18 protein-coding genes and 2 pseudogenes are annotated in these 23,041 nt (G+C 72.8%); 10 read left to right on the plus strand and 10 right to left on the minus strand.

Features of this window, described 5'->3' with window-relative positions; all coding sequences use genetic code 11:
- Window positions 1-30 precede the first annotated feature (30 nt).
- Window positions 31-1,785: an NAD+ synthase gene (locus tag AC067U_RS06875; RefSeq protein ID WP_478828584.1), complete on the plus strand. Its 1,755-nt coding sequence runs from the start codon at window positions 31-33 to the stop codon at window positions 1,783-1,785.
- A 113-nt stretch (window positions 1,786-1,898) separates the two neighbouring features.
- Here the strand turns inward: AC067U_RS06875 and AC067U_RS06880 are convergent, their stop codons facing one another.
- Window positions 1,899-2,927, minus strand: a complete 1,029-nt coding sequence (locus tag AC067U_RS06880) for an endonuclease/exonuclease/phosphatase family protein (RefSeq protein ID WP_478828585.1) — start codon at window positions 2,925-2,927, stop codon at window positions 1,899-1,901.
- A gap of 416 nt (window positions 2,928-3,343) precedes the next feature.
- Here AC067U_RS06880 and panB point away from each other — a divergent pair, with 416 nt between their 5' ends.
- From panB to AC067U_RS06895, 3 genes are all read left to right on the plus strand, one after another.
- Window positions 3,344-4,207: a 3-methyl-2-oxobutanoate hydroxymethyltransferase gene (gene panB / locus AC067U_RS06885; protein WP_478828586.1), complete on the plus strand. Its 864-nt coding sequence runs from the start codon at window positions 3,344-3,346 to the stop codon at window positions 4,205-4,207.
- A 110-nt stretch (window positions 4,208-4,317) separates the two neighbouring features.
- Window positions 4,318-5,370 (plus strand): ATP-binding cassette domain-containing protein, encoded by a 1,053-nt coding sequence (locus AC067U_RS06890; protein WP_478828587.1) that lies wholly within the window; start codon window positions 4,318-4,320, stop codon window positions 5,368-5,370.
- Entirely contained in the window at window positions 5,367-6,221 is an 855-nt protein-coding gene (locus AC067U_RS06895; protein ID WP_478828588.1) for an ABC transporter permease, read from the plus strand. Before AC067U_RS06890 ends, AC067U_RS06895 begins: the two co-directional genes overlap by 4 nt.
- 6 nt (window positions 6,222-6,227) lie before the next feature.
- Here the strand turns inward: AC067U_RS06895 and AC067U_RS06900 are convergent.
- Window positions 6,228-6,885 (minus strand): annotated as a pseudogene (locus tag AC067U_RS06900) (hypothetical protein).
- 215 nt (window positions 6,886-7,100) lie between these two features.
- On the minus strand, window positions 7,101-10,559 hold the full coding sequence (locus AC067U_RS06905; RefSeq protein ID WP_478828589.1) for an AfsR/SARP family transcriptional regulator: 3,459 nt from the start codon (window positions 10,557-10,559) through the stop codon (window positions 7,101-7,103).
- Between the two features lie 153 nt (window positions 10,560-10,712).
- Between AC067U_RS06905 and AC067U_RS06910 the strand changes: the two genes are divergently transcribed.
- On the plus strand, window positions 10,713-11,513 hold the full coding sequence (locus AC067U_RS06910) for a site-2 protease family protein (RefSeq protein WP_478828590.1): 801 nt from the start codon (window positions 10,713-10,715) through the stop codon (window positions 11,511-11,513).
- Between the two features lie 25 nt (window positions 11,514-11,538).
- On the opposite strand, the gene AC067U_RS06915 is transcribed toward AC067U_RS06910, so the two are convergent.
- Window positions 11,539-11,730, minus strand: a complete 192-nt coding sequence (locus AC067U_RS06915; protein WP_478828591.1) for a hypothetical protein — start codon at window positions 11,728-11,730, stop codon at window positions 11,539-11,541.
- A 226-nt stretch (window positions 11,731-11,956) separates the two neighbouring features.
- Here AC067U_RS06915 and AC067U_RS06920 point away from each other — a divergent pair, with 226 nt between their 5' ends.
- Entirely contained in the window at window positions 11,957-14,029 is a 2,073-nt protein-coding gene (locus AC067U_RS06920) for a TerD family protein (protein WP_478828592.1), read from the plus strand.
- 95 nt (window positions 14,030-14,124) lie between these two features.
- Here AC067U_RS06920 and npdG read toward each other — a convergent pair whose 3' ends face one another.
- Entirely contained in the window at window positions 14,125-14,853 is a 729-nt protein-coding gene (gene npdG, locus AC067U_RS06925) for an NADPH-dependent F420 reductase (RefSeq protein ID WP_478828593.1), read from the minus strand.
- A gap of 94 nt (window positions 14,854-14,947) precedes the next feature.
- Here npdG and AC067U_RS06930 point away from each other — a divergent pair, with 94 nt between their 5' ends.
- A complete protein-coding gene (locus tag AC067U_RS06930) occupies window positions 14,948-15,568 on the plus strand; it encodes a hypothetical protein (protein ID WP_478828594.1) in 621 nt (206 codons plus the stop codon).
- Window positions 15,569-15,639: 71 nt separating this feature from the next.
- Here AC067U_RS06930 and AC067U_RS06935 read toward each other — a convergent pair whose 3' ends face one another.
- On the minus strand, window positions 15,640-15,885 hold the full coding sequence (locus AC067U_RS06935; protein ID WP_478828595.1) for a hypothetical protein: 246 nt from the start codon (window positions 15,883-15,885) through the stop codon (window positions 15,640-15,642).
- A 58-nt stretch (window positions 15,886-15,943) separates the two neighbouring features.
- Between AC067U_RS06935 and map the strand changes: the two genes are divergently transcribed.
- Both map and AC067U_RS06945 read left to right on the plus strand, forming a co-directional pair.
- Window positions 15,944-16,801, plus strand: coding sequence for a type I methionyl aminopeptidase (gene map, locus AC067U_RS06940; protein WP_478828596.1), 858 nt, complete (start codon window positions 15,944-15,946; stop codon window positions 16,799-16,801).
- Between the two features lie 185 nt (window positions 16,802-16,986).
- A complete protein-coding gene (locus AC067U_RS06945; protein ID WP_478828597.1) occupies window positions 16,987-17,634 on the plus strand; it encodes a biliverdin-producing heme oxygenase in 648 nt (215 codons plus the stop codon).
- A gap of 96 nt (window positions 17,635-17,730) precedes the next feature.
- On the opposite strand, the gene AC067U_RS06950 is transcribed toward AC067U_RS06945, so the two are convergent.
- The 4 genes and pseudogenes from AC067U_RS06950 to AC067U_RS06965 all read right to left on the minus strand — a co-directional run bounded on the left by AC067U_RS06950 (window position 17,731) and on the right by AC067U_RS06965 (window position 21,863).
- Entirely contained in the window at window positions 17,731-18,120 is a 390-nt protein-coding gene (locus AC067U_RS06950) for a hypothetical protein (protein ID WP_478828598.1), read from the minus strand.
- Between the two features lie 65 nt (window positions 18,121-18,185).
- Entirely contained in the window at window positions 18,186-18,827 is a 642-nt protein-coding gene (locus tag AC067U_RS06955) for a PhzF family phenazine biosynthesis protein (protein WP_478828928.1), read from the minus strand.
- 39 nt (window positions 18,828-18,866) lie between these two features.
- Window positions 18,867-20,315 carry an HtaA domain-containing protein gene (locus AC067U_RS06960; protein WP_478828599.1) on the minus strand — a complete coding sequence of 483 codons (1,449 nt, stop codon included), beginning with the start codon at window positions 20,313-20,315 and terminating at the stop codon, window positions 18,867-18,869.
- Window positions 20,316-20,412: 97 nt separating this feature from the next.
- A pseudogene (locus AC067U_RS06965) lies at window positions 20,413-21,863 on the minus strand (HtaA domain-containing protein).
- A 137-nt stretch (window positions 21,864-22,000) separates the two neighbouring features.
- Between AC067U_RS06965 and AC067U_RS06970 the strand changes: the two are divergent.
- Window positions 22,001-23,029, plus strand: coding sequence for a heme/hemin ABC transporter substrate-binding protein (locus tag AC067U_RS06970; protein WP_478828600.1), 1,029 nt, complete (start codon window positions 22,001-22,003; stop codon window positions 23,027-23,029).
- Window positions 23,030-23,041: the final 12 nt, after the last annotated feature.

The raw sequence follows: 23,041 nt of genomic DNA on the forward strand, positions 1-23,041 counted from the left end.
GAAAGACGATTACTCGATTACACTGGATCCGTGCCTCAACTTCGCCTCGCGCTGAATCAGATCGACGCAACAGTCGGCAGCATCACGGCCAACGCCGACGCGATCGTGCACTGGACCCGGCACTCCGCCGATCAGGGCGCCCACTTGGTGGCGTTCCCCGAAATGGCCCTGACCGGCTACCCGGTCGAGGACCTCGCCCTGCGCTCCTCCTTCGTCGAGGGGTCCCGGGCCGCACTCCGCGAACTCGCCGCCCGGCTGGTCGCCGAGGGGCTCGGCGAACTCCCCGTGGTCGTCGGCTACCTGGACCGGGCCGAGCAGGCCGGAGCCCGGCTCGGCCGTCCGGCGGGCGCCCCGGAGAACGCCGCCGCCGTCCTGCACCGCGGGGAGGTGGTGCTCCGCTTCGCCAAGCACCACCTCCCCAACTACGGGGTGTTCGACGAGTTCCGCTACTTCGTGCCCGGTGACACCCAGCCGGTGGTCCGGGTGCGCGGGGTGGACGTGGCCCTCGCCATCTGCGAGGACCTGTGGCAGGACGGCGGCCGGGTCCCGGCCACCCGGGCCGCCCGGGCCGGCCTGCTCATCTCGGTCAACGCCTCGCCCTACGAGCGCAACAAGGACGACGTACGCCTCGAACTGGTGCGCAAGCGCGCCCAGGAGGCCGGATGCACCCTCGCCTACCTGGCCATGACGGGCGGTCAGGACGACCTCGTGTTCGACGGCGACTCGATCGTCGTCGACCGCGACGGCGAGGTCATCGTCCGTGCCCCTCAGTTCGCCGAGGGCTGCGTCCTGGTCGACCTGGACCTGCCGGCCGCCGTCCCGGACGCCCCCGAGGGTGTGGTCGCCGACGGCCTGCGCATCGACCGCGTCGTCCTGTCCGAGGAGCCCGTGGAGCCGTACGCTCCGGTGGTCACCGGCGGTCGGGCCGACCCCTTGGACGACGACGCCGAGGTCTACGGAGCGCTGGTCACCGGCCTGCGCGCGTACGTCCGCAAGAACGGCTTCCGCTCGGTGCTGATCGGGCTCTCCGGGGGCATCGACTCGGCCCTCGTGGCCGCCCTCGCCTGCGACGCCATCGGCGCGGAGAACGTGTACGGGGTCTCGATGCCGTCCAAGTACTCCTCGCAGCACTCCCGGGACGACGCCGCCGAGCTGGCCCGGCGCACCGGCCTGCACTTCCGGACCGTGTCCATCGAGCCCATGTTCGACGCCTACATGGGCGCGCTGGGCCTGAGCGGGCTGGCCGAGGAGAACCTGCAGTCCCGGCTGCGCGGCACCCTGCTGATGGGCCTGTCCAACCAGGAGGGGCACATCGTGCTCGCACCGGGGAACAAGTCCGAGCTGGCGGTCGGCTACTCCACCCTCTACGGCGACTCGGTCGGCGCCTACGGGCCCATCAAGGACGTCTACAAGTCGGACGTCTTCCGGTTGGCCCACTGGCGCAACAAGGCCGCCGCCGAGCGCGGGGAGACCCCGCCCATTCCGGAGAACTCCATTCGGAAACCGCCGAGCGCCGAGCTGCGGCCCGGCCAGGTGGACACCGATTCGCTGCCCGACTACCCGGTCCTGGACGCCGTCCTCGCGCGGTACGTCGACCGGGACCAGGGGCTGGCGGAGATCGTGGCGGCCGGCTTCGAGGCGGAGCTGGTGGCGCGGACCATCCGCATGGTCGACCGGGCGGAGTACAAGCGCCGCCAGTACCCGCCGGGCACCAAGATCTCCGCCAAGGGATTCGGCAAGGACCGGCGGCTGCCCCTCACCAACGGCTGGCGCGAGCACCCCTGACGCCGGGGGCGGGGGCTCGGGACCCGCGGGTCCGCGCCCTCGCCCTTCGTCCCCCGCCCTTCGTCCCCCGCCCTTCGTCCCCTGCCCTTCGTCCCCTGCCGGCGGACGGGCCCCTACGGGCGGACGGTGACGCGGGCGGCCACGGGAAGGTGGTCGCTGCCGGTGCGCGGCAGGGTCCAGGAGGCCTCCGGCCTGATCCCGCGCACCATGATCTGGTCGATCCGGGCCATCGGGAACTGGGCCGGCCAGCTGAAGCCGAAGCCGTCGCCGGCCGCCCCTTGGGTGGAGCGCATCTGCGAGGTCACCGGGGACAGCGCCCGGTCGTTCATGGTGCCGTTGAGGTCCCCGAGCAGGATGACCCGGCGCAGCGGCTCGTGGGCCAGCGCCTGGCCGAGCGCCTCGGCACTGTTGTCGCGCTGGTTGGCGGTGAAACCGGCGTTCAGCTTGACCCGTACCGACGGCAGGTGCGCGACGAACACGGCCACATCGCCCTGCCCGGTCTTCACGGTGGCGCGCATCGCCCGGATCCAGCCCATCTTGATGTCCACCGGCAGGGCGCTGGTCAGCGGGTACTTGCTCCACACCCCGACCGTTCCCTCGACCGCGTGGTACGGGTACACGCTCTCCAGGGCCTTCTCGTAGACGGGCACCGCGCTCGCCTTGAGCTCGGTCAGGGCCAGCACCTCCGCCCCGGCCTTGGCCACCGACTCGGCGGTACCCCGGGGGTCGGTGTTGTCGGCGTCGACGTTGTGGGTGGCGACGGTGAGGTTGCCGCCCGAGCCGGACTTGTCGAAGACCAGGCCGCCGAAGAGGTTGAGCCAGACCGCGGCCGTCAGCAGTATCGCGATCAGCGCGGTCGCGGACTTGCGGACCCAGGCTCCGGCGAGCAGAAGCGGAACGGCCACGCCCAGCCAGGGCAGGAACGTCTCGATCAGGCTTCCGGTGTTGCCGATGTCGTTCGGCAGGTGCGCGTGGAAGATCATCACCAGCGAGAGCAGCGCGGCGAGCACCGCCAGCACGATCCCCCGCCGCCAGATGCCCCCGTTTTTCCGCAGGTCGGCGAGGCGGCGCCGGACTCGGGATCCGGAGGGCTCGGGCTCCGAGCCGCCGTTCCCGGTGTCCGTCATGTACGCCTGTGCCATACCACTGTCCTCGCTGCCGTGCTCGCGCTCCGTCCCCGCCCCTTGACCCTAGGCGATATCCGGAGCCTTCCGTGACGTACCGTTCCGGTTCGTCCGACCGGGAGGACGAAGGTGCGCAGCACACGGGTTCCCCTTGTCACGAAACGCGCACATTCGGCCCGCGCGCGCCGCCGCCGGGCCGCGGGGGTGCCGGCCTCCCGGTGCGCGCGGGCCGCGGGGCCCGGTCCGTACGGGCCGTGTGGGCCGCGGGGCCCGGTCCGTACGGGCCGTGTGGGCCGCGGCGCCCGGTCCGTACGGGCCGTGTGGGCCGCCGCACCCGGACCGATACTTCCGCCCCGGCCCGCCCTGGTGCGACGATGTGGGGGAGTCCGGGGACGCCGTCAGGGCGCCTCGAGATGACACAAGGAGCAGTTGCAATGACGCATGCCCCCGTTTCGCCTGCCCGCGAAACATCCGGCCCCGTCCTCTACGGAGGAAAGGGCACCCGGCGCATCACCGTCCGCGACCTCACCCTCGCCAAGGAACGCGGCGAGAAGTGGCCCATGCTCACCGCCTACGACGCGATGACCGCGTCGGTCTTCGACGAGTCCGGCATCCCGGTCATCCTCGTCGGCGACTCGATGGGCAACTGCCACCTCGGCTACGACACCACCGTCCCCGTCACGATGGACGAGATGACCATGCTGTCGGCCGCGGTGGTGCGCGGCACGAGCAGGGCGCTCGTCATCGGGGACATGCCGTTCGGCTCGTACCAGGAGGGCCCGGTCCAGGCCCTGCGCAGCGCCACCCGCCTGGTCAAGGAGGCCGGGGTCGGCGCGGTCAAGCTGGAGGGCGGCGAGCGTTCGCTGCGCCAGACCGAGCTGATCGTGCAGTCCGGCATCCCGGTCATGTCCCACCTGGGGCTGACCCCGCAGTCCGTCAACGCCATGGGCTACCGCGTGCAGGGCCGCGGCGACGAGGCCGCGCACCAGCTGCTGCGCGACGCGAAGGCGGCGCAGGACGCGGGCGCCTTCGCCGTGGTGCTGGAGCTCGTACCGGCGGAGCTGGCGGCCGAGGTGACCCGGTCGCTGCACATCCCGACCGTGGGCATCGGGGCCGGTGCCGCGTGCGACGCCCAAGTGCTGGTGTGGACCGACATGATGGGCCTCACCGGCGGGAAGATGCCCCGCTTCGTGAAGCAGTACGCCGCTCTGCGCTCCGTCATGGGCGACGCGGCGAAGGCATTCGCGGAGGACGTGGTGGGCGGGACCTTCCCGCTGGAGGAGCACAGCGTCCACTGAGGCGACGGCCTCACCGGCCGCGTCCGACGGCCCGCCGACACCTCGGTGTCGGCGGGCCGTCGGCTTCCTGTAGGGACTCTGTCGGTGCGTTGTCGGTGGCTCCTGTTCTCATGGTGGCCATGACGCGAATCGACAAGAACCCCCGGCACGGCGCGGTGAACGCCGTGGAGGTCCGGGGACTGGTCAAGCACTACGGCGAGACCAAAGCACTGGACGGCGTGGACCTGAACGTCCGCGAGGGCACCGTCCTCGGCGTGCTCGGCCCGAACGGCGCCGGCAAGACCACCCTGGTGCGCTGCCTGTCCACCCTGATCGTCCCCGACGCCGGGACCGCCACCGTGGCCGGCTTCGACGTGGTCCGCCAGCCGCGTCAGCTGCGCCGCACCATCGGCCTGACCGGGCAGTACGCCTCGGTCGACGAGAGGCTCTCGGGCTGGGAGAACCTCTACATGATCGGGCGGCTGCTCGACCTGTCCCGCAAGGACGCCCGCCGGCGCGCGGACGAGATGCTGGAGCGCTTCTCGCTGACCGACGCGGCCAAGAAGGTCGCCGGGCTGTACTCCGGCGGTATGCGCCGCCGCCTGGACCTGGCGGCCTCGCTGATCGGGAACCCGGCCGTGATCTACCTGGACGAGCCGACCACCGGCCTGGACCCGCGCACCCGCAACGAGGTGTGGGACGAGGTGCAGCGGCTGGTCGCCGAGGGGGCGACGGTGCTGCTCACCACCCAGTACATGGAGGAGGCGGAGCAGCTCGCGAGCGAGCTGACCGTCATCGACCGGGGCAAGGTCATCGCCAGCGGCAAGGTGGACGAGCTGAAGGCCCGGGTCGGCGGCCGCACCCTGCGGATCCGGCCGGCCGACGCGGCGGACCTGCCCGGCATGGCCCGGTCGCTGGCCGAGGCCGGCCTCGACGGGGTCGCCGGCTCGCAGGCCGTGCCCGACGAGGGCGTCCTGCTGGTCCCGATCCTCAGCGACGCGCAGCTGACCGCCGTGGTCGGACTGCTGGCCGCCCGCGGCTACGCGATCGCCGACATCGGCACGTACCTGCCGAGCCTGGACGAGGTGTTCCTCTCCATCACCGGCCAGAAGCCCCTGTCCCCGGCCGACGCAGCGGACTCCGTTGCCACCGCCACCGGCACGACCGAGGAGGTCGCGGCATGAGCACGACTACCACCACCGCGGCCCGTGAGGCGGCTCCGGGCACCACCGCGGGCGCCGCGGCACCGGCCCAGGACACCCGGATCAGCCTGCGCGGACACCTGCGGCACATCGGCGCCCTGTCGCGCCGCAACGCCCTCCAGATCAAGGCGAACCCGGAGTCGATCTTCGAGGTCGTCCTGATGCCGATCGTCTTCATCCTGCTGTTCGTGTACGTCTTCGGCGGCGCCATCGCGGGCAAGGGCAACCAGGACGCCTACGTCAACTACCTGGTCCCGGGCATGATGGCGATGATGGGCCTGAACATCGCCATGGCGGTGGGCACCGGTATCAACGAGGACGTCCAGAAGGGCGTGATGGACCGGTTCCGGTCCATGCCGATCGCCCGCTCCTCGGTGCTCACCGCCAAGATCGTGGTCGAGATCGGCCGGATGCTGCTGGCCACCGCCATCCTGCTCGGCATGGGCTTCCTGCTGGGCCTGGACATCAAGACCTCGGTGCTCGACCTGTTCGCCGCGATCGGCCTGTCGATGGTCTTCGGCGCCTCACTGATGTGGATCTTCATCCTGCTGGGCCTGACCATGAAGACGGCCCAGGCCGTCCAAGGGGTCGCGATGCTCGTCCTGATGCCGCTCCAGTTCGGCAGCTCGATCTTCAGTCCGCCGTCCTCGATGCCGGGCTGGCTCCAGACCTTCACGGACTACAACCCGCTGTCCAACCTGGCCGACGCGGCCCGCAACCTCATCAACGGCGGCCCGGTCGCCCACTCCGCGTGGATGACGCTGGGCTGGGCCGTGGTGATCACCGCGGTCACGGCACCGCTGGCGGTGCGGAAGTTCCGTACCAAGACCTGACCGTTCCTAAAGACTGAGTGGGAGTGAGTCCTGTAGCCAGGACTCGTGCTCAGCCGTGTGCCCCGAACGGTGTTGGGCACGCTGGTCGCCCGCCTTCGCTCCGCGTCCGGGCCGGGCGCATCGTGTGCGCGGTCCGGGGATGCGGGGGCGGGTTTCCTCACGCCCAGGGGCGTCCGGTGGGGCCTGGACGGTCCGATGCCCCTGCTCATCGCTCCGGCGAGCAGGGGGCGGTGCCGTCCGTCGCCGGACCAGGTGTCCTAGGCCACCGCCCGGTTCGCTTCCACGCGGTCGGTCCACTCCGTGCCCCGGTGCGGGAACGTGATCCGGCAGGCCAGGACGTACCGGCCGTGCCGGCTGTTGGCCGGGTGTGCCAGTGGCGCGGGGAGTTTGACCGACACTTCGCCGTCGGGGGTGACGACGCCTTGGTGATGCTGCCTGCCCACCGGGACGACGACACCGCCGTCAGCTCCCGCTTCCGGCCCGCCCACGTATCGGCGGAGTGGTCCAGGCCATCACGGCAACGGGCCGCGAGATCCATCGAGGCGAGCGAGCCCAGGTGCGTACCAACCAGGGCCAGCACCTCCTCGTCCCGCGGCCTCAGGCCCTTCAGCCGGGTCCGGACCGCCACGCCCGTGGGCCCGAGCGCGACGAACGGCGCCGACAACTCCCGCAGCCCACCCGTCACCTGTCGCCCACCCCGGCATCGAAGAACCCCTCCCCCCCCCGCCCAACGACCACCGCCGACGAAGGTCACCCATTCGATGCAAGAACCTTCGTTCCCGCTCGGCGTCAATCCACCGCCACGGCCGCGGCACTCACTCCTGCACACCAGAACACACTCACACCCAGCCACAACACAGCAGTTCCAGCCCCCGGCGGTCAGACCAGGGCGGTGGCCTCCTCGATGTCGAGGCCGCCGCCCTCGGCGTACGCCGCCTCGAAGGCGGTGTCGCCGAGCACCGCCCGCGCCAGGTCCTCGGCGCGGGCCGCCGCCTCGCGCTCCTCGGTGACCGGGAAGTGCCCCGAGGGCAGGTGGGCCCGGTAGGCACCGAGCAGCCGGGCCGCGTCGGCGGCCCGCTCCGGCCCGCCGAGCCCGGCCAGCGCACCGGCCGCGTGCATCAGCCAGACCGCCAGCATCTGCGGGAACACCATCCGGGCCATCGGCTCCTCGACGAGGACGAGCGCCTCCCGAAGCACCCCGAGGGCGTGCTCGTACTCCCCCTCCTTGTTGTCGAGCCAGGCCACCAGCCCCAGCAGGAGCGCGTCGAAGACGGCGTACGCGCCGAACGCGAACTCCTCGCGCATGTACCGCACCTGGGCGCGGGCCTGCGCGAAGCGGCCGGTCCGGCCGAAGCGGACGGCGAGGAAGATCCGGGCCATCGGCGTGGCCTCGCTGCCGTACCCCTGCCGGGTGGCGAGCACGTCTGCCAGGATCGCCTCGGCCTCCTCGCCCTCGCCCTGCTCCTGCAGGGTGCCGGCCAGCCGCACCCGGAGCAGGGTCACCTGGGCCCTGGCCCCGAGCCGTTCCGCGTGCCGGATCGCGGCCCGGAAGTCCTCGGCGGCCAGGGCGTGTTCGCCGCGCTTCTCACGGGACTCGGCGCGGGCCGAGAGGGCCTCGGCGCAGCCCCAGTCGTCGCCGAGCTCACGGAAGACGGCGAGGCTCTCCTCGGCGTCGCGCGCGGCGTCACCGGCCCAGTCGGCCCGGTTGGCGAGCACGTTGGCGCGCAGCTGGAGCGCGGAGGCCAGCTCCCAGCGGTAGCCGAGCTCGCGGGACGCGTCCACGGTGGCGTCGACGACCTGCCGGAGCAGCGCCGCGTCCCCGGAGATCATCACGGCGTAGATCCACATCCCGGCGGGGAGCCGACAGGTCTGCGGGAGACCCGGCCGGTACGCCGCGAGCACCCCCTTGATCTCGGCGGCGACCACCGGGGACTGCCAGGACTCGGCGCTCTGGTCGCGGGAGGCCAGCCGGATCAGGTGGATGCCGCGCCATCCTTCGGCCAGCAGGTCCCCGTCGTAGGGCGGGGGCGTGTCGACGATCTGCCGGTACACGGGCGGAGCGGGGGCGACGGGCGCCCGGAAGGGGTCGGGGCCCAGGGTGGCGGCGGCCTCGGACCAGTGCCGGGACTCCGACTTGAGTTCGTGCGTGCTCCAGTACCAGGAGAGGCTGTGGATGAGGCAGAGCACCTCCTGCCCGTCCTGCGCGGCCACGGCCCGGCGCAGGGCGGTGCGGAGGTTCTCGTACTCGGTGACGAACACCCGGACGGCGGCCCGCTGGCCGTGCCCGCGCAGCAGCGGCTCGGTGGTGCGGGCGAGTTCGCGGTAGTGGACGAGGTGCCGCCGCTCGGTTGCCTCCCGGTCGCCGGGGACCTCGCCGAGCCGCTCGGCGGCGTACTCGGCGACGGTCTCCAGCAGCCGGTACCGCATCTCCCCGTCCGGGCCGGGGGCGGCGGTGACCAGGGACTTGTCGACCAGCGCGCCGAGGACGTCGGTGACGTCGACGACGGCGGGGGTGCCGGAAGTGCTGGAAGTGCCGGGGGTGCCGGTGATGTCCCGGGCGCCGGCCGGCCCGCCGTCGCCGCAGACGGCCTCCGCGGCGGCGAGGCCACAGCCGCCCGCGAACACCGACAGTCGGCGCAGCACGGTGCGCTCGGCCCCGTCCAGCAGGTCCCAGGACCAGTCGACGACGGCCCGCAGGGTCTGCTGCCGCGGCAGTACGGTCCGGCTGCCGCTGGTCAGCAGCCGGAACCGGTCGTCCAGCCGGTCGGCGATCTGCCGCGGCGTCAGCAGCCGCAGCCGCGCCGCCGCCAGCTCGATGGCGAGGGGCAGTCCGTCCAGCCGGCGGCAGATCTCGGCCGCCGCGGCCGGGTCCTCGTCCGTGCGGAAGCCGGGCCGGGCGGCGGCGCCGCGGTCCTGCAGGAGCCGCAGCGCCACGGGGTCCGGCAGCGGCTCCACCGGCCGCAGGGTCTCCCCCGGCACGCCGAGCGGCTCCCGGCTGGTCGCCAGGATCCGTACGCCCGGGCAGCGGGCCAGGAGTTCCTCGGCGAGCCGGGCGGCGGCCCCGACCACGTGCTCGCAGTTGTCCAGCAGGAGCAGCAGGCGGCGCCGGGAGCAGAACTCCACGAGCCGCTCCAGCGGGTCGTCGCCGGTCCGGTCGGTCATGACGCGCAGTTCCTCGGCGGCGCCTCCGCGGAGCTTGGTCTCGCGGCCGCCGAGCGCGGCCAGGACCGCCTCCGGGACGTCCTCCGGATCGTCCACCGGCGCGAGCTCGACCAGCCAGACCCCGTCGGGCCGGCCGGGCCCGCCGGTGGCCTCGGCGGCCTCCTGCGACAGCCGGGTCTTCCCGGCCCCGCCGGGCCCGAGCAGCGTCACCAGCCGTGCCCCCGCGAGGTCCCGTCCGATCGCCCGGATGTCATCCTCCCGCCCGACGAAGGTGGTGAGCCGGGCCCGCAGGTTCCCCACCGTCCGGCCGTCGGGGACGTCCCCGGCGGCATCCCCCGCCGGGGCTCCGGCGGAACCCGAGTCGGCGGCCCGGGCAGCCCCGCCGGGGGCCGGGGAGACGGCCGCTCCCGGGCCGGCGGCCGAGGCCCGGCCGGGAGCCGGCGCCACCGGTCCGGGAGCCGGGGACAGCAGGTCCGCGTGCAGGGCCCGCAGAGCCGGGCCGGGGTCGGCGCCGAGGCGGGCGGCGAGATCGCGGCGGACGTCCTCGTACGCGGCGAGTGCCTCGGCCGGCCGGCCGGCGTCGCGCAGCGCCGTGATCCGCAGGGCCTGGAGGCGTTCGTCCAGGGGCCGCTGCGCGCACAGCGCGGCGAGCTCGGGCAGGGCCCGGTCGGGTTCGCCCAGCGCCAGCTCCGCGGCCAGCCGGCCCCGGCGCGCGTCCAGCCGTACGGCCTCCCAGCGCGCGGCCTCGGCGGCCGGGTCCGGCAGATCGGCGAGGGCGGGGCCGCGCCACAGCGCGAGGGCCTCCCGGTAACGGGCGGCGGCCCGCGCCGGGTCGCCGGCCGCCAGGGCGCCGGCGGCGGTCCGGGCGAGCTCGTCGAAGCGGAACAGATCGACGTCGCCGCGGTCCGCGGCGAGCCGGTAGCCGCGCGCGTCGGAGGCGATCGCGATGTGCCCGACGGCCCGCCGCAGGCGGCCGACCAGCGCCTGCAATGCGGCGACCGCGTCGGCGGGCGGGCTGCCGCCCCACACCTCGGCGACCAGCACCTCGGCCGGCACCACCCGGCCGGGCCGCAAGGCGAGCGCGGTCAGCAGGGCGCGCAGCCGCGCACCGCCGAGCGCGACGGCGCTGCCGTCGTCGCGGACCGCCTGGGCACTGCCGAGAATCCCGTAACGCACCGACCCATTGTCCCCGTTCGCCGGACCCGCTCCGGGGGACCTGCCGGATCTCCACCGGAGCCGTTCCCTCCGGCGCGGAGCCGGGCCGGATCCTCCCGGCCCGTTCCGGGCCCGCCCGTCCGGGCGACGGAGACGGCCGGTATGTTGCCGCGCATGGGTCATCCGGCAGGCCGCGGCGAGCGGCAGATCAGTTCCGTCTTCCTCGGTATCGCCGCGATCATGGCGGTGACCGGCTGGGCCGTGTGGACCGGCTACGCCGCGAGCACCGGCCTCGCGATCTTCCTCTTCGTGACCTCCGCCTGGATCGTGTCGCTCTGCCTGCACGAGTACGCGCACGCCCGCACCGCCCTGCACAGCGGTGACCTGACGGTGGGGGCCAAGGGCTACCTGACCCTGAACCCGCTCAAGTACACGCACGCCCTGCTCAGCATCGTCCTGCCGGTGCTGTTCGTGATCCTGGGCGGCCTGGGCCTGCCCGGCGGCGCGGTGTACATCGAGCGGGGCTCGATCCGGAAGCGCTGGCAGCACAGCCTGATCTCGGCCGCCGGACCGCTCACCAACGTGGCGTTCGCCATCGTGTGCACGGCCCCGTTCTGGCTGAACGCGCTCGACGGGGTGCCGTCCGCCTTCCGCTTCGCGCTGGCCTTCCTGGCGCTCCTCCAGGTCTCGGCCGCGATCCTGAACTTCCTGCCGGTGCCCGGCCTGGACGGCTACGGGGTGATCGAGCCCTGGCTCTCGTACAACGTGCGGCGGCAGGTGGAGCCGCTGGCACCGTTCGGCCTGATCGCGGTCTTCGCGCTGCTGTGGATCCCCGAGGTCAACCAGTTCTTCTTCGACGCGGTGTACGGCCTGCTCGGCTCGCTGGGCGTGTCCGAGCTGGAGCGGTACTGCGGCTGGGACCTCTACCGCTTCTGGCAGGACAGCGCCGAGATCTGCACGGCGGCGGCCGGCTGAGCCGGCCGGCTCCCCGAGGGCGGCCTCAGCCGAGCCGGGGTGCCCGCGCCGCCTTCTCGGCCTTCGCCTTGCGCACGTAGAACCAGGCCATGTTCGAGGTCAGACCGGCGAGCAGCACCCACACGATCCCGAGGAAGCTGCCCTCCACGAAGGCGACGACGGCCGCGGCCACGGACAGCGCGCAGACGACAAGGGCGAACACGGCAAGGCGGGGCATGGGGCGTGGCTCCTCGGGGGCACTGGGGGGTGGTGCTCCACCAGTGTCCCTCATGGCGCGCATGGCCCCCGTAAGGGCCCCGGGTACGTCCGGCGAGCCCTCCGCCGTCCCCACATCGGCCTGATTTCCCGTTCTTGCGATCTTCACCGTTCTGTGGCGCTACGGTTCCCCCGGGCGTGTAAGGCACATCACACCTCGCGCCTCGGAGCGCGCGAGTGGGGGGATCATGCAGGAAATTCCGAAGGGCGCCAACATCGGCCTGGACGCACTGAGCGACGACGCGGAAGCGGTCGTCATCAGTCTGAGCTGGACTAGTGCGTCCGGGGCCGGCGACGCCGATGTCTCGGTGCTGCTCCTCGACGGCGACGGAAAGGTCCGGAGCGAGGGCGATTTCTATTTCTACAACAACCCGGCGGCCACCGACGGCAGCGTGCAGCTGCTCGGCAAGACCCCGACGGAGAACGGCGACGAGGACCGCATCAGTGTGGACCTGTCCGCCGTGCCCGCGGAGGTCGAACGGATCGTCGTTGCAGCCAGCCAGTACGGCGGCGCCCGCTTCGGCGACCTGGACGACCTGCGGATGACGGTGGCAGACCGGTCCGGTGAGGTCCTGCTCGGGTTCTCGATCCACGATGCGAGCGTCGAATCGGCCTTCATCTTCGGAGAGCTGTACCGGCGCAACGACGCGTGGAAGTTCCGGGCGGTCGGCCAGGGATACGAGACGGGCCTCGCCGGCCTGGCGACAGACTTCGGGATCACCGTCGTCGATGACTCGGATGCCGAGGCGGACGCCTTGGACGAGGCTGCCGAAGCCGGCCCGGTGGCGGCCGGGGCCCTCCGCGCGCCCGCGCCGGACAGCACGCAGGCACCCGCACCGGATGGTGCACGGGCCCTGGACCCGGCACCGGCGGACATCCCTGCGGCCGGCCTCCGGAAGGACGAACTTCCCCCGGTCCCGGCCATCCCCGCGCAGTCCCGCGAACGGAGCCCCCGGACCACCCGGAAGAAGATCACCCTGCCCCGGGCCGCCCCCAAGTCGCTCGCTGAGAACGATTCCTGGCGGCCTGCCCTCCTCTTCCCTGCTCCTTCTCTCAAGAGCGACCGGGAGCGGGAGACCCGGGCCACCTCCGTTCTGCTGTCCGTCATGGCCCAGGTACCCGAGTTCGGCCGTCGCCTTACGGCGGCGTTCGGCGCCCCGGCCGGTCGGATGCAGACCTTCACCGAGGTGTCGCTGCCGCACGGCGATACCCCCAAGCGGCCCGACGGCGTCATCCGAGTCGAACGAGCCGGCAAGCTGTGGACCGCCCTGGTGGAGACGAAGACGAACGGCAGCCCGCTGAAGGCCGAGCAGGTCCAGCAGTACATGGACATCGCGGCTCGCCGCGGGTACGAGGCGGTCATCACCCTCTCCAACGACGTCGCCGTGGAAGGCACGGCCATGGTCGACGTCAAGACCGACGGCCGGCGCAAGCACAAGGTCGCCCTCTGGCACCTTTCGTGGGCGGAGGTGGCCCACCAGGCTCAGATGCTCATCCGGCACGAGGGGGTGGGGAATGCGGCGCACGCCTGGCTCCTGCAGGAGCTCCTGGAGTACCTGCAGCACGAGAACTCCGGGTGCCACGGCTTCCAGAACATGGGGGCATCCTGGGTCCCCGTGCGCAAGGGTATCGAGGACGAGACCCTCGGGCAGGGCGACCCGCGCGCGGTAGAGGTCGTGGAGAACTGGGAGCGGCTCATCCGCCAGGTCTGTCTGCGGCTGGGTGGCGAACTGGGCCAGAAGGCCCTTCCGGTCCAGCGGTCGAGGAAGGACGGCGATCCGTCCGCCCGTCGGCTCGCCGCCGCAGACCGGCTCTGTGCGGAAGGGCGGCTCTCCGCGGAGCTGCGGATCGACGGTACGACCAGCGTCATCGCCGTGACCGCCGACCTCCGGACCAGCCGGATCCGCACCTCGATCGACATCCCTGCACCGGCGGGCTCGTACCCGCTGTCCACCGCCAAGAAGCTGGTCCGGCTGCTTTCCGACGCCCCTGCCGACCTGCACGTCGAGAGCCTGGTGGAGGCCCAGAACGGACCTCGGGGAACGCTCGAGCGGTTGCGCCCGGAACCGGGCGACCTCCTGCCGAAGGACGGCGGCCCGATCATCGGCTTCCGGCTCACGCTGCTCAAGGGCATGGGCAACACCCGGGGCAGTTCGGAGTCCGGTTTCATCCGGAGCGTCGACGACGCGGTTGACCGCTTCTACCAGGGGGTCGTGGCGCACGTGGCGTCCGGGCCCCGCCGGACTGCACGCCGCGGCTGAAGTGGCGGGCGGCCTGCCGCAGGGGAATCTCCCTGCGGCAGGCCGCCCGTCGGAACCGGCCGGCGCAACCGGCGGCGGAAGCCGGCCGCGACGGCTCAGACGTCGGTGACGCGGAGGCCGGCGTGGGCCTTGTAACGGCGGTTGACCGAGATCAGGTTGGCGACGAGGGCCTCCACCTGGTGGGCGTTGCGCAGGCGGCCGGAGAAGACGCCGCGCATGCCGGGGATGCGGGCGCAGAGGGCCTGGACCAGGTCGGTGTCGGCCCGGGACTCGCCGAGGACCATCACATCGGTGTCGATCTCCTCGACCGACGCGTCCTGGAGCAGGACCGCCGAGAGGTGGTGGAAGGCGGCCGTGACCCGGGAGCCGGGGAGCAGGGCCGCGGCCTGCTGGGCGGCGGAGCCCTCCTCCGGCTTGAGGGCGTAGGCGCCCTGCTTGTCGAAGCCGAGCGGGTTGACGCAGTCGATCACGAGCTTGCCGTCGAGCTCCTCGCGGAGCGACTCCAGGGTCTTGGCGTGGCCCTCCCAGGGGACGGCCACGATCACGACGTCGCTGCGGCGCGCGCACTCCGCGTTGTCCGCGCCCTCGATGCCCAGGCCCAGCTCCTCGGCGGCGGCGACGGCCCGTTCGGCCGCCCGCGAGCCGATGATCACCTTCTGGCCGGCCCGGCCGAACCGGTAGGCGAGGCCGCGGCCCTGGTCGCCGGTGCCGCCCAGGACGCCGATCACGAGGCCGGAGACGTCCGGCAGGTCCCAGGGGTCCTTCGCGGGTGCCTTGGCGGGGGCCGCGCCGCCGGTGCTGTTGCTGCTGTCAGTGGAGGTCATGGGGGCGAGGGTACTGCCGGGTAGCGCAAGGCCGAACGGGTGAGGCCGCGGCAATCGCCCGCCGTCACGCGCTTCCTGCGGCAGGATGCCGCGCATGGACGCCGTCAGGGTCGCGCTGCTGCGTGAGGTGCTCGCCGGTACGGAGTGGCCCGGGGCGGCCCGCCGGTTCGCGGGTTCGCTGCGGCGGTCGGTGACCCCGTCCGGGGCCGGTCTGCTGCTGGTGGGCACCGAGGAGTACGAGCCCTGGCACCTGGCGGCGCACCTGGTGGACGAGGCGGCCTGGTCCGGACTGCCGGAGCTGGCCCCGACGCTGGTCCGGCACCGGGTGCTGCCCGGCGATCCGGCCCACCTGTCGGTGGGGCTGGGGCGGCTGGAGGCGGCCCGGCGCGGCGAGACCCTGCTGGTGGTGGCGCCGGAGCGGCCCCCGGCCGGGCTGCTGGAGCGGGTGCACGGCGCCCGTCGCGCCGGGGCGACCGTACTGTCCCTGGACGGCGGCGACCCGGAGCTGGGCACCCTGGCGCACGATGCGCTGTCGGTCCCGGCGGGCGCGGATCCGGGCCTGGACCTGGACACGGTGCAGCACCTGGTCAGCGCGGCGGCCGGGGAGAACAGCCTGCCGGCGCAGCGGGGCCCGCGCCGCTTCCGGGACCGGCTGGCGCGGCTGGCCGACCGGCTGGCGGACCAGCTGACGGCGCCGCCGGCCGGCCGCTGGTGACCGTGCCGGACCAGGGCCGGACCAGAGTGGGTCGGGGTGGGGCGGGGTGGGTCGGACGGACCGGGAGTGGATCAGGGGCTGCCGGTGGCCGCGCCCCCGTCCTCCTCGCGGGAGACGTCGTTCCACTTGGGGTCGGTCTGCCAGTCGAGGTTGCGCTCCTGGGCGGTCTCCATCGCGTGGGCCGCCTCCTCCGGGGTGGCGTACGGCCCGAACCGGTCCTTGGCCGGGCACTCGGGTCCCTCTTCCACCTTCTTGTGGACCAGGCAGTAGTACCACTCGCCCGCCTTGCCGACCTGACGCTTCTTGAACAGAGCCATCCTGTGCTCCTTCCTCTGCCGCCATGCTGCCCGATCCCCGCTGGATACACTCGCATGCATGTCTGGCCAGTCGCTGCTCGTACCGGGGACGCTCTCCCCCACCCGTTCCGTACCCGGAAACATCCGCCGTCCCGAGTACGTGGGGAAGCCCGCGCCCACTCCCTACTCCGGACCGGAGGTGCAGTCGGCCGAGACGATCGAGGCCATGCGCAAAGCCGGCCGGATCGCCGCCCGGGCGATGGAGGAGGCGGCCAAGCTGATCGCCCCGGGGGTGACCACCGACGCCCTGGACCGGGTCGCGCACGAGTACATGTGCGACCACGGCGCCTACCCCTCGACGCTGGGCTACCGGGGCTTCCCCAAGTCGCTGTGCGCCTCGGTCAACGAGGTCATCTGCCACGGGATCCCGGACTCCACGGTGCTCCGGGACGGCGACATCGTGAACCTGGACGTCACGGCGTACATCGGCGGGGTGCACGGCGACAACAACGCCACCTACCTGTGCGGGGACGTCGACGAGGAGTCGCGGCTGCTGGTGGAGCGCACCCGGGAGGCGCTGAAGCGGGCCATCAACGCGGTCAAGCCGGGCCGCCAGGTCAACATCATCGGCCGGGTCATCGAGTCGTACGCGAAGCGCTTCGGCTACGGCGTGGTCCGTGACTTCACCGGTCACGGCATCAACTCCTCGTTCCACTCCGGCCTGATCATCCCGCACTACGACAGCCCGCACGCCACCACCGTGATCGAGCCCGGGATGACCTTCACCATCGAGCCGATGCTGACGCTGGGCACCCACGAGTACGACATGTGGGAGGACGGCTGGACCGTGGTCACCAAGGACCGGAAGCGGACCGCGCAGTTCGAGCACACCCTGGTGGTGACGGAGAGCGGGGCGGACATCCTCACCCTGCCGTAGGTTTCCGGCCCGCGCGTTCTTCCGCCCGCGCGTCTTCCGCCCCGGATGTTTTCCGAGGGGCCGGACAGGGGATGCATTTACCGACAGCCTGTCGGCAACACATTGACTTAGGTAAACCTAAGTAGCAGGATCGGGTGCGGCGGCGCTGCCGCCGCACCCGTCCGCCTTCCTCTGGAGGTCCTGTCTTGGACGCCTTCTCCACCGTCATCCGCGTCGCGTCGCACGAGCAGCACACCGAGGCCGAAACCTCCAGCTTCATGAGCGACCTGCTGGGCGGCCGGCTCGGGGTGGACGCCTACGCGCGCTACACCGAGCAGCTGTGGTTCGTCTACCGGGCCCTGGAGGACGGGGCCCAGGCTCTGGCTGGCGACCCGGTGGCCGGTCCGTTCATACGGCCCGAGCTGATGCGGGTGGCCGAGATCGAGCGGGACCTGGCACACCTGCGCGGGCCGCAGTGGCGCGAAACCCTCGTCGCCCTGCCGGCCACCGCGGCGTACGCGGCCCGGGTCGCCGAGTGCGCGGACGGCTGGCCCGGGGGCTACGTGGCCCACCACTACACCCGCTACCTCGGCGACCTCTCCGGCGGTCAGATCATCCGCGACAAGGCGGAGCGGACCTGGGGCTTCGAGCGGAAGGGCGACGGAGTCCGCTTCTACGTGTTCGAGGCGATCGACAACCCGGCCGCCTTCAAGCGGATGTACCGGGGCCTGCTGGACACGATCGCCGCCGACGACCTGGAGAAGCAGCGCATCATCGACGAGTGCAAGCGGGCTTTCGACTTCAACGGCGCGGTCTTCCGCGAGCTGGGCGCCGAGTTCCCGCTGAGCGCATGAACGCCTGCGCGCCTGAACGCCTGAGCGCCTGAGCGTGCGGACTGTGACGGCCGAGGCCCCGATCCGGGTGCCTCGGCCGTTCACGGACGCCGTCGGTCAGCTGTCGTCGCTGTCCTCGTAGTCCTCGCCGAAGCGCTTCTCCCACTCCGCCTGCGGCATGTTGTACAGCTCGTGGCAGTTGAGCCCCTCGGTGTTGTCCCCCCAGGTATCGGGGTCCTGGTGCGCGTACGCGCAGGTGCTCAGGCGGTGCTGCTTCTCGAACTCCGTCGCGGTGTCGGGCTGGTCGGAGTACATCAGGCCGGTGAACACCGCGGTGGCCACGAGCGAGGCCACCGCTATCAGCCCGCCGGCCAGCACGAGCGGACTGCTGCCGGAGCGTACCGGCCCGGAGACGGGCGGCTGCACCGCGCCCACCTGCTGATAGGTGGGCTGCGGCGGAATGCCGTACTGCTCGGGCGGCACCGGCGGCTGGGGCGGCGTGGTCACATGACCTCCAGAAGAGGGCCGTTCATCCTCAAACGGCGTTCAAGGGACCATACTTCGGCAATGCGCTATCGCACCCCGGCGTCCGCGAAACGGACCCGGCCGCCTATCTCTATCGTGCCGTCGGGTCCCGGTGCCGTCAGGATCTGCGAACCCTCGCCCTGGGTGATGTTCAGGGCCCGGTTCAGCTGTGCCGTCAGCAGCAGCGCCGCCGAACCGGTCGCCTCGTCCTCGGTGATGATGCCGTCCGGGCGGCGCGGGAAGCCGCGGGCCCGGATCCGGCCGGCGGTCTCGTCCTCCCAGGCCCAGGCGTAGAGCCAGCCCTCGCCGGGCGGCGGCGCCGGAAGCGCGTCCACCTCCTCCGGACTGGCGTACTGCCGGGTCCGCTTGGCCGTGACCCACTCCGGGCGGGCCGTGATCCAGGTGAACTCGCCGTCGTCGCGGGCCCAGACCGGTCCGGCCGGCGGGTTCAGCTCCTCGATGTCCAGCAGCCAGGCCACCCCGACCAGCGGGTGCCCGGCGAAGGACATCCGCGTGCCGGGGGTCCGGATGTCGACGATCCCGCGCTCGGGGTCGTCGACGAACACCGTCTCGCTGTAGCCGAGTTCGGCGGCGAGGGCCTGGCGGCCGGCGTCGTCGGGGCAGGTGCGGCCGTCCCGGACGACACCGAGCCTGTTGCCGTACCGTCCGTCACCTGCGCAGAAGACCATGAGCACGTCGAGATCGTTCACGCGGGCATTGAAGCACGCTCAGCGGCGGAACGTCCGGCTCCGCCGGGCGAGGAACATCGAGCCGGCACCCGCGGCGACCACCACCCCGGAGGCGGCGAGCAGGCTCCCGGCCGGGACTTCGGCGCCGGTCGAGGCCAGGCTGCCGCCGCCCTGGGCGGTGGTGCCGCCGCCGGAGGAGCCACCGGTGCCGGCCGGGAGGGACGCACTCTTGTCCAAGGCCACGGACAGGGTCAGCGGGTCGATGGCCTGGCCCGCCCGGTACATCGAGCCCGTGGTGCCGTTGGCGAAGACGGCGGCGCCTTCGGCGGTGAAGACCGCCGGGACCCCGTTCAGTGCCAGCACCCCGTTGGCGGCCCGGTAGTCGGCCTTCGACAGGTCGAGTGTGGCGAAGGGGACCGCCGTCTTCGTGCCGGAGGCGGTCTTCACGTCGAGCACCAGGGTGCCGGTCTTCCCGGCCGCCTGAACGCGCAGGTTGCCGAAGGTCATGTCGATGCCGTGGGCGGCGTAGAGGAAGCGCAGGCTGCCGTTGAAGGAGGCGTTCAGCTTCTTGTTCTTCGTGTCGAGGTCGCCCTTGCCGAGGGTGAAGTCGAAGAGTGCGCCGTTCCGTACGGCGCCGCCGGTCGGGGTGACCGTACCTCCGGCGTTCTGCACGTAGCTGCGGAAGGATTCCTTCATACCCCAGGTGGCCTTGCCCGCGACGAGCTTCTGCGGACCGCCGGGGGCCGGGCTGCCGGTCCGCGGCGGCGTGGAGGTCTTCGTCGGGCTCGGGGTCTTCGCCGGGGTCTTCGTCGGCGTCGGGGCCTTGGTCGGGGTCTTCGTCGCCGTCGGGGAGGGGGTGGTGCCGGTGGTGCCCGTCGGCTTCGGGCTCGGCCGGTCGAACTGCAGCTTCGCGGTGAGCGGGTCTCCCGGCTTGTTCTCGTACGTGGCCGAGCCGAGCGAGTCCGCCGCCTGCTTGGTGAGGGTGGTGGCCAGCCCCGTCATGTCCGGACCGGTGAAGGCCGCGGTGGCCAGCGGCACGTCCTGGGCGGTGGCGCCCCCCTTGGTGACGTCCGCGGTCACCTGCCGGGTACCGCTGTCGATGCGGAAGTCGGAGAGCTTGACCTCGAAGCCGTGGCCGGTGGGCGGGGCGGGCGAGAAGAAGGTGACGCTGCCCTTGAAAGCGGCCCTGACCACGTGGGTGGCCGGGTCGTACTGCCCGGTGGCGGACCCGAACCGGAAGGTTCCGTCGGCGTTGCGCTGCGCCCCGTCCGCGACGGTGATCGTGCCGGCGGCCATGCCCGTGACGTAGGCGCGGTAGCTCGCCTTGACCCCCCAGTCCAGGGTGCCTCCGGTGACCTTCAGCGGAGTGGTGGGGCGTTCCGCCGCGGCGGCGGTGCCGGGGAGGGAGAGGGTGGTCGCGCCGAGGGCGACGGCGGTGAGGGCGGCCGCCGCGAGGGCGAGCGGGCTGCGGTAGGGGGAGGAGGACATGACTGAGGAACTCCTGAACGGATGAGAGGGGAAAGGAGGAAAAGAGGAAGGGAAGAGAAGCGGGGAGGAGAAGAAGGGGAAGGGGGCGGACCCGGGGTCAGTCCTGCGGGGCTGCGGCAGCCGATGCCCGGCGTCTGCGGACGGCGAGCCAGGCGCCCCCGCCGGCCAGGACCAGCACGGCCGCGCCGAGCGCGACGTAGGTGCCGGTGTCCGAACCGGAGCCGGACCCACCGCCGGCGAGCCCGGCGGTACCGGACGGGTCGGCCTGCGGGGCGGTCGTCGGCGGGGTCGAGCCGGTGGTGCCGGTGGAGCCGGTGGAGCCGAGGTCGGGCAGGGCCGGCAGCTTCGCCGAGGGGTCGAGGGCGACCGACAGCGAGACCGGGTCCATCTCCGTGCCCGCCTTGTACATGGAGTTGAACGCCTTGGATCCGCCCTCGGTGAGGGTGGCGGGCGCCTCGGTGACGGTGGCCAGACCGCCCTCGGTCTTCAGTCCCCGGGCATCGAACTCGACCAGCGCGACCGCCGGTTCGGTGCGCCCGCCACTGGTGACGTCGGCGGACAGCACGCCCTTGCCGTCGGCGATCCGGACGGCGACCTTGCCGAGCGTGAGGTCGAGGTGGGCCCCGGTGAAGCGGACGGCACCGGCGAACGCGGCGTCGAGCGTGCCCTTCCGGCCATCGTGGGTGCCCTTGCCCTGCGGGAAGCGGAAGAGCGCGCCCCCGTCCTGGGCGCCTTCGGTGAGCTCCCACCCGCCCTGCCCGATCGGGCCGGTCACGTACTCGCGGAAGGTACGGCGGACCCCCCAGTCGACGGCGGCGTCGGCGAAGGCCCCTGCCCCTGCGGGCTGCCTGCCGGTGTGCCGGCGGCGGGCGGGGCGCTCGGGGCGGGCGATGCCGCTCCGGGGGCCCGTACGTCCGCGGACAGGCTCACCGGATCGAGTTTGGTGCCCGCGGGGTAGTAGCCGGCGAAGGACTGCGCGCCCTCCTCGGTGAGGGTGGCGGGTACGCCGTCCAGGGCGATCCGGCCGCCGTCCCCGCCCTTGAGGTCCGCCAGGTGGGCGCCGGTCAGGGAGAGCGAGGCGAAGGGCACGTCCTTCCGGTCGGTGACGGCCCCGGTGCCCTTGGCCCGGCCCACCACGTCCACGTAGAGGGTTCCGGTGCCGCCGTTGATCCTGACCGTGGGGTGGCTCACGGTCAGGTCCAGCTCGTAGGAGCCGTCCGGCTTCTGATGGCCCTGGAACTGCACCCCGCCGGTGAACGCGGCGTCCAGGCTGCCGGCTTCGGGGTCGTGGGACCCGGCGGCGGAATGGAAGCGGAACAGGCTCCCGCCGGCCGTGGCGGCACCTCCCTTCAGCCGGAAAGCGCCTTTCCCGACGGGGCCCGTGACGTAACTCTGGAAGGAGGACTTCACTCCCCAGTCGAGCCGGCCGCCCTGCACCGTGCGGGGCGCGGCCTCGGCGGTGTCTGCCGGGAGCAGCACCACCGAGAGGGACGCCAGCAGGGCCACCGGGAGTACGGCGCCGAGCGCGCGGGCTGGTCGTACGGACATGGAAGTCCCCTTCAAGGCCTGGCGGGTAAGGTTAGGCTAACCTAAGCTATCTCGGCCTGGGTTTGGCAAGACCCCGGTCCCCAGAACATCGAAAACCGGACCCAGCCGGACGAGCCGGACGACAGGACGGTGCCTTCGTGCCCACGCCCGCCAGACCAACCCCCTTGCGCCGCACGCTCGTCGCGCTGGCCGCCCTGACCCTCGCCCTGACGGGCTGCGGTACGGGCGGCGGCGACGGCCCCGGCCCCGCGGCGGCCCCCTCCGCCGCCCCGGACCGGGTGGAACCCCTGGCCTCCGTGCCCGTACCGGCGCTGCCGGCCACGGTCCGCTCGGCCGAGGGCCGCGAGGTCACCGTCGGTTCGGCCGACCGGATCGTGCCGCTCAGCGGAAGCCTGAACGAGCTCGTGCACACCCTCGGACTGGGCGGGAAGGTGGTCGCCCGGGACATCACCGCCACCTTCGAACAGGCCGCGCACCTGCCGGTGGTGACCCGGGCCCACGACGTGTCGGCGGAGAGCGTGCTCTCACTGCGCCCGACGCTGGTGCTCGCGGAGAGCACGACCGGTCCCGCCGAGGCGGTCCGGCAGATCCGCGACGCGGGGATCCCGCTGGTGGTGCTGCCCCCGGCCAAGTCCCTGGCCGACGTGCCTGTACGGATCCGCGCGGTGGCCGCGGCGCTGGGCGTCCCGCAGGCCGGCGCCGAGCTCGAACGGCGCACCGCCGACCGGATCGCCGCCGCCCGGAGCAGGGTTCCCGGCTCCGCGCCCGGGAAGCCCAGGGTGGCGTTCCTGTACCTCCGCGGCTCCGCCTCCGTCTACCTGCTGGGCGGCGCCGACTCGGGAGCCTCCTCGCTGCTGGAGGCGGCCGGCGCGACGGACGCGGGCAAGGAGGCGGGACTGACGAAGGACTTCACGCCGATCACCAGCGAGGCCCTCGTCGCCGCCGCGCCCGACGCGATCCTGGTCATGACCAAGGGGCTGGAATCGGTCGGCGGGATCGACGGACTCGTGAAGATCCCGGGGGTCGCCCAGACCCCGGCCGGCCTGGACCGCCGCGTGGTCACCGTCGACGACGGCGTGCTCCTCAACTACGGCCCGCGCACCGACCGGGTGCTGGCCTCCCTGATCGCCCAGCTCTACCGTCCGGACACCGCGGGGACCGGGTGACGGCGCCGCACG

This window comes from Streptomyces sp. NPDC043853, from assembly GCF_056436025.1.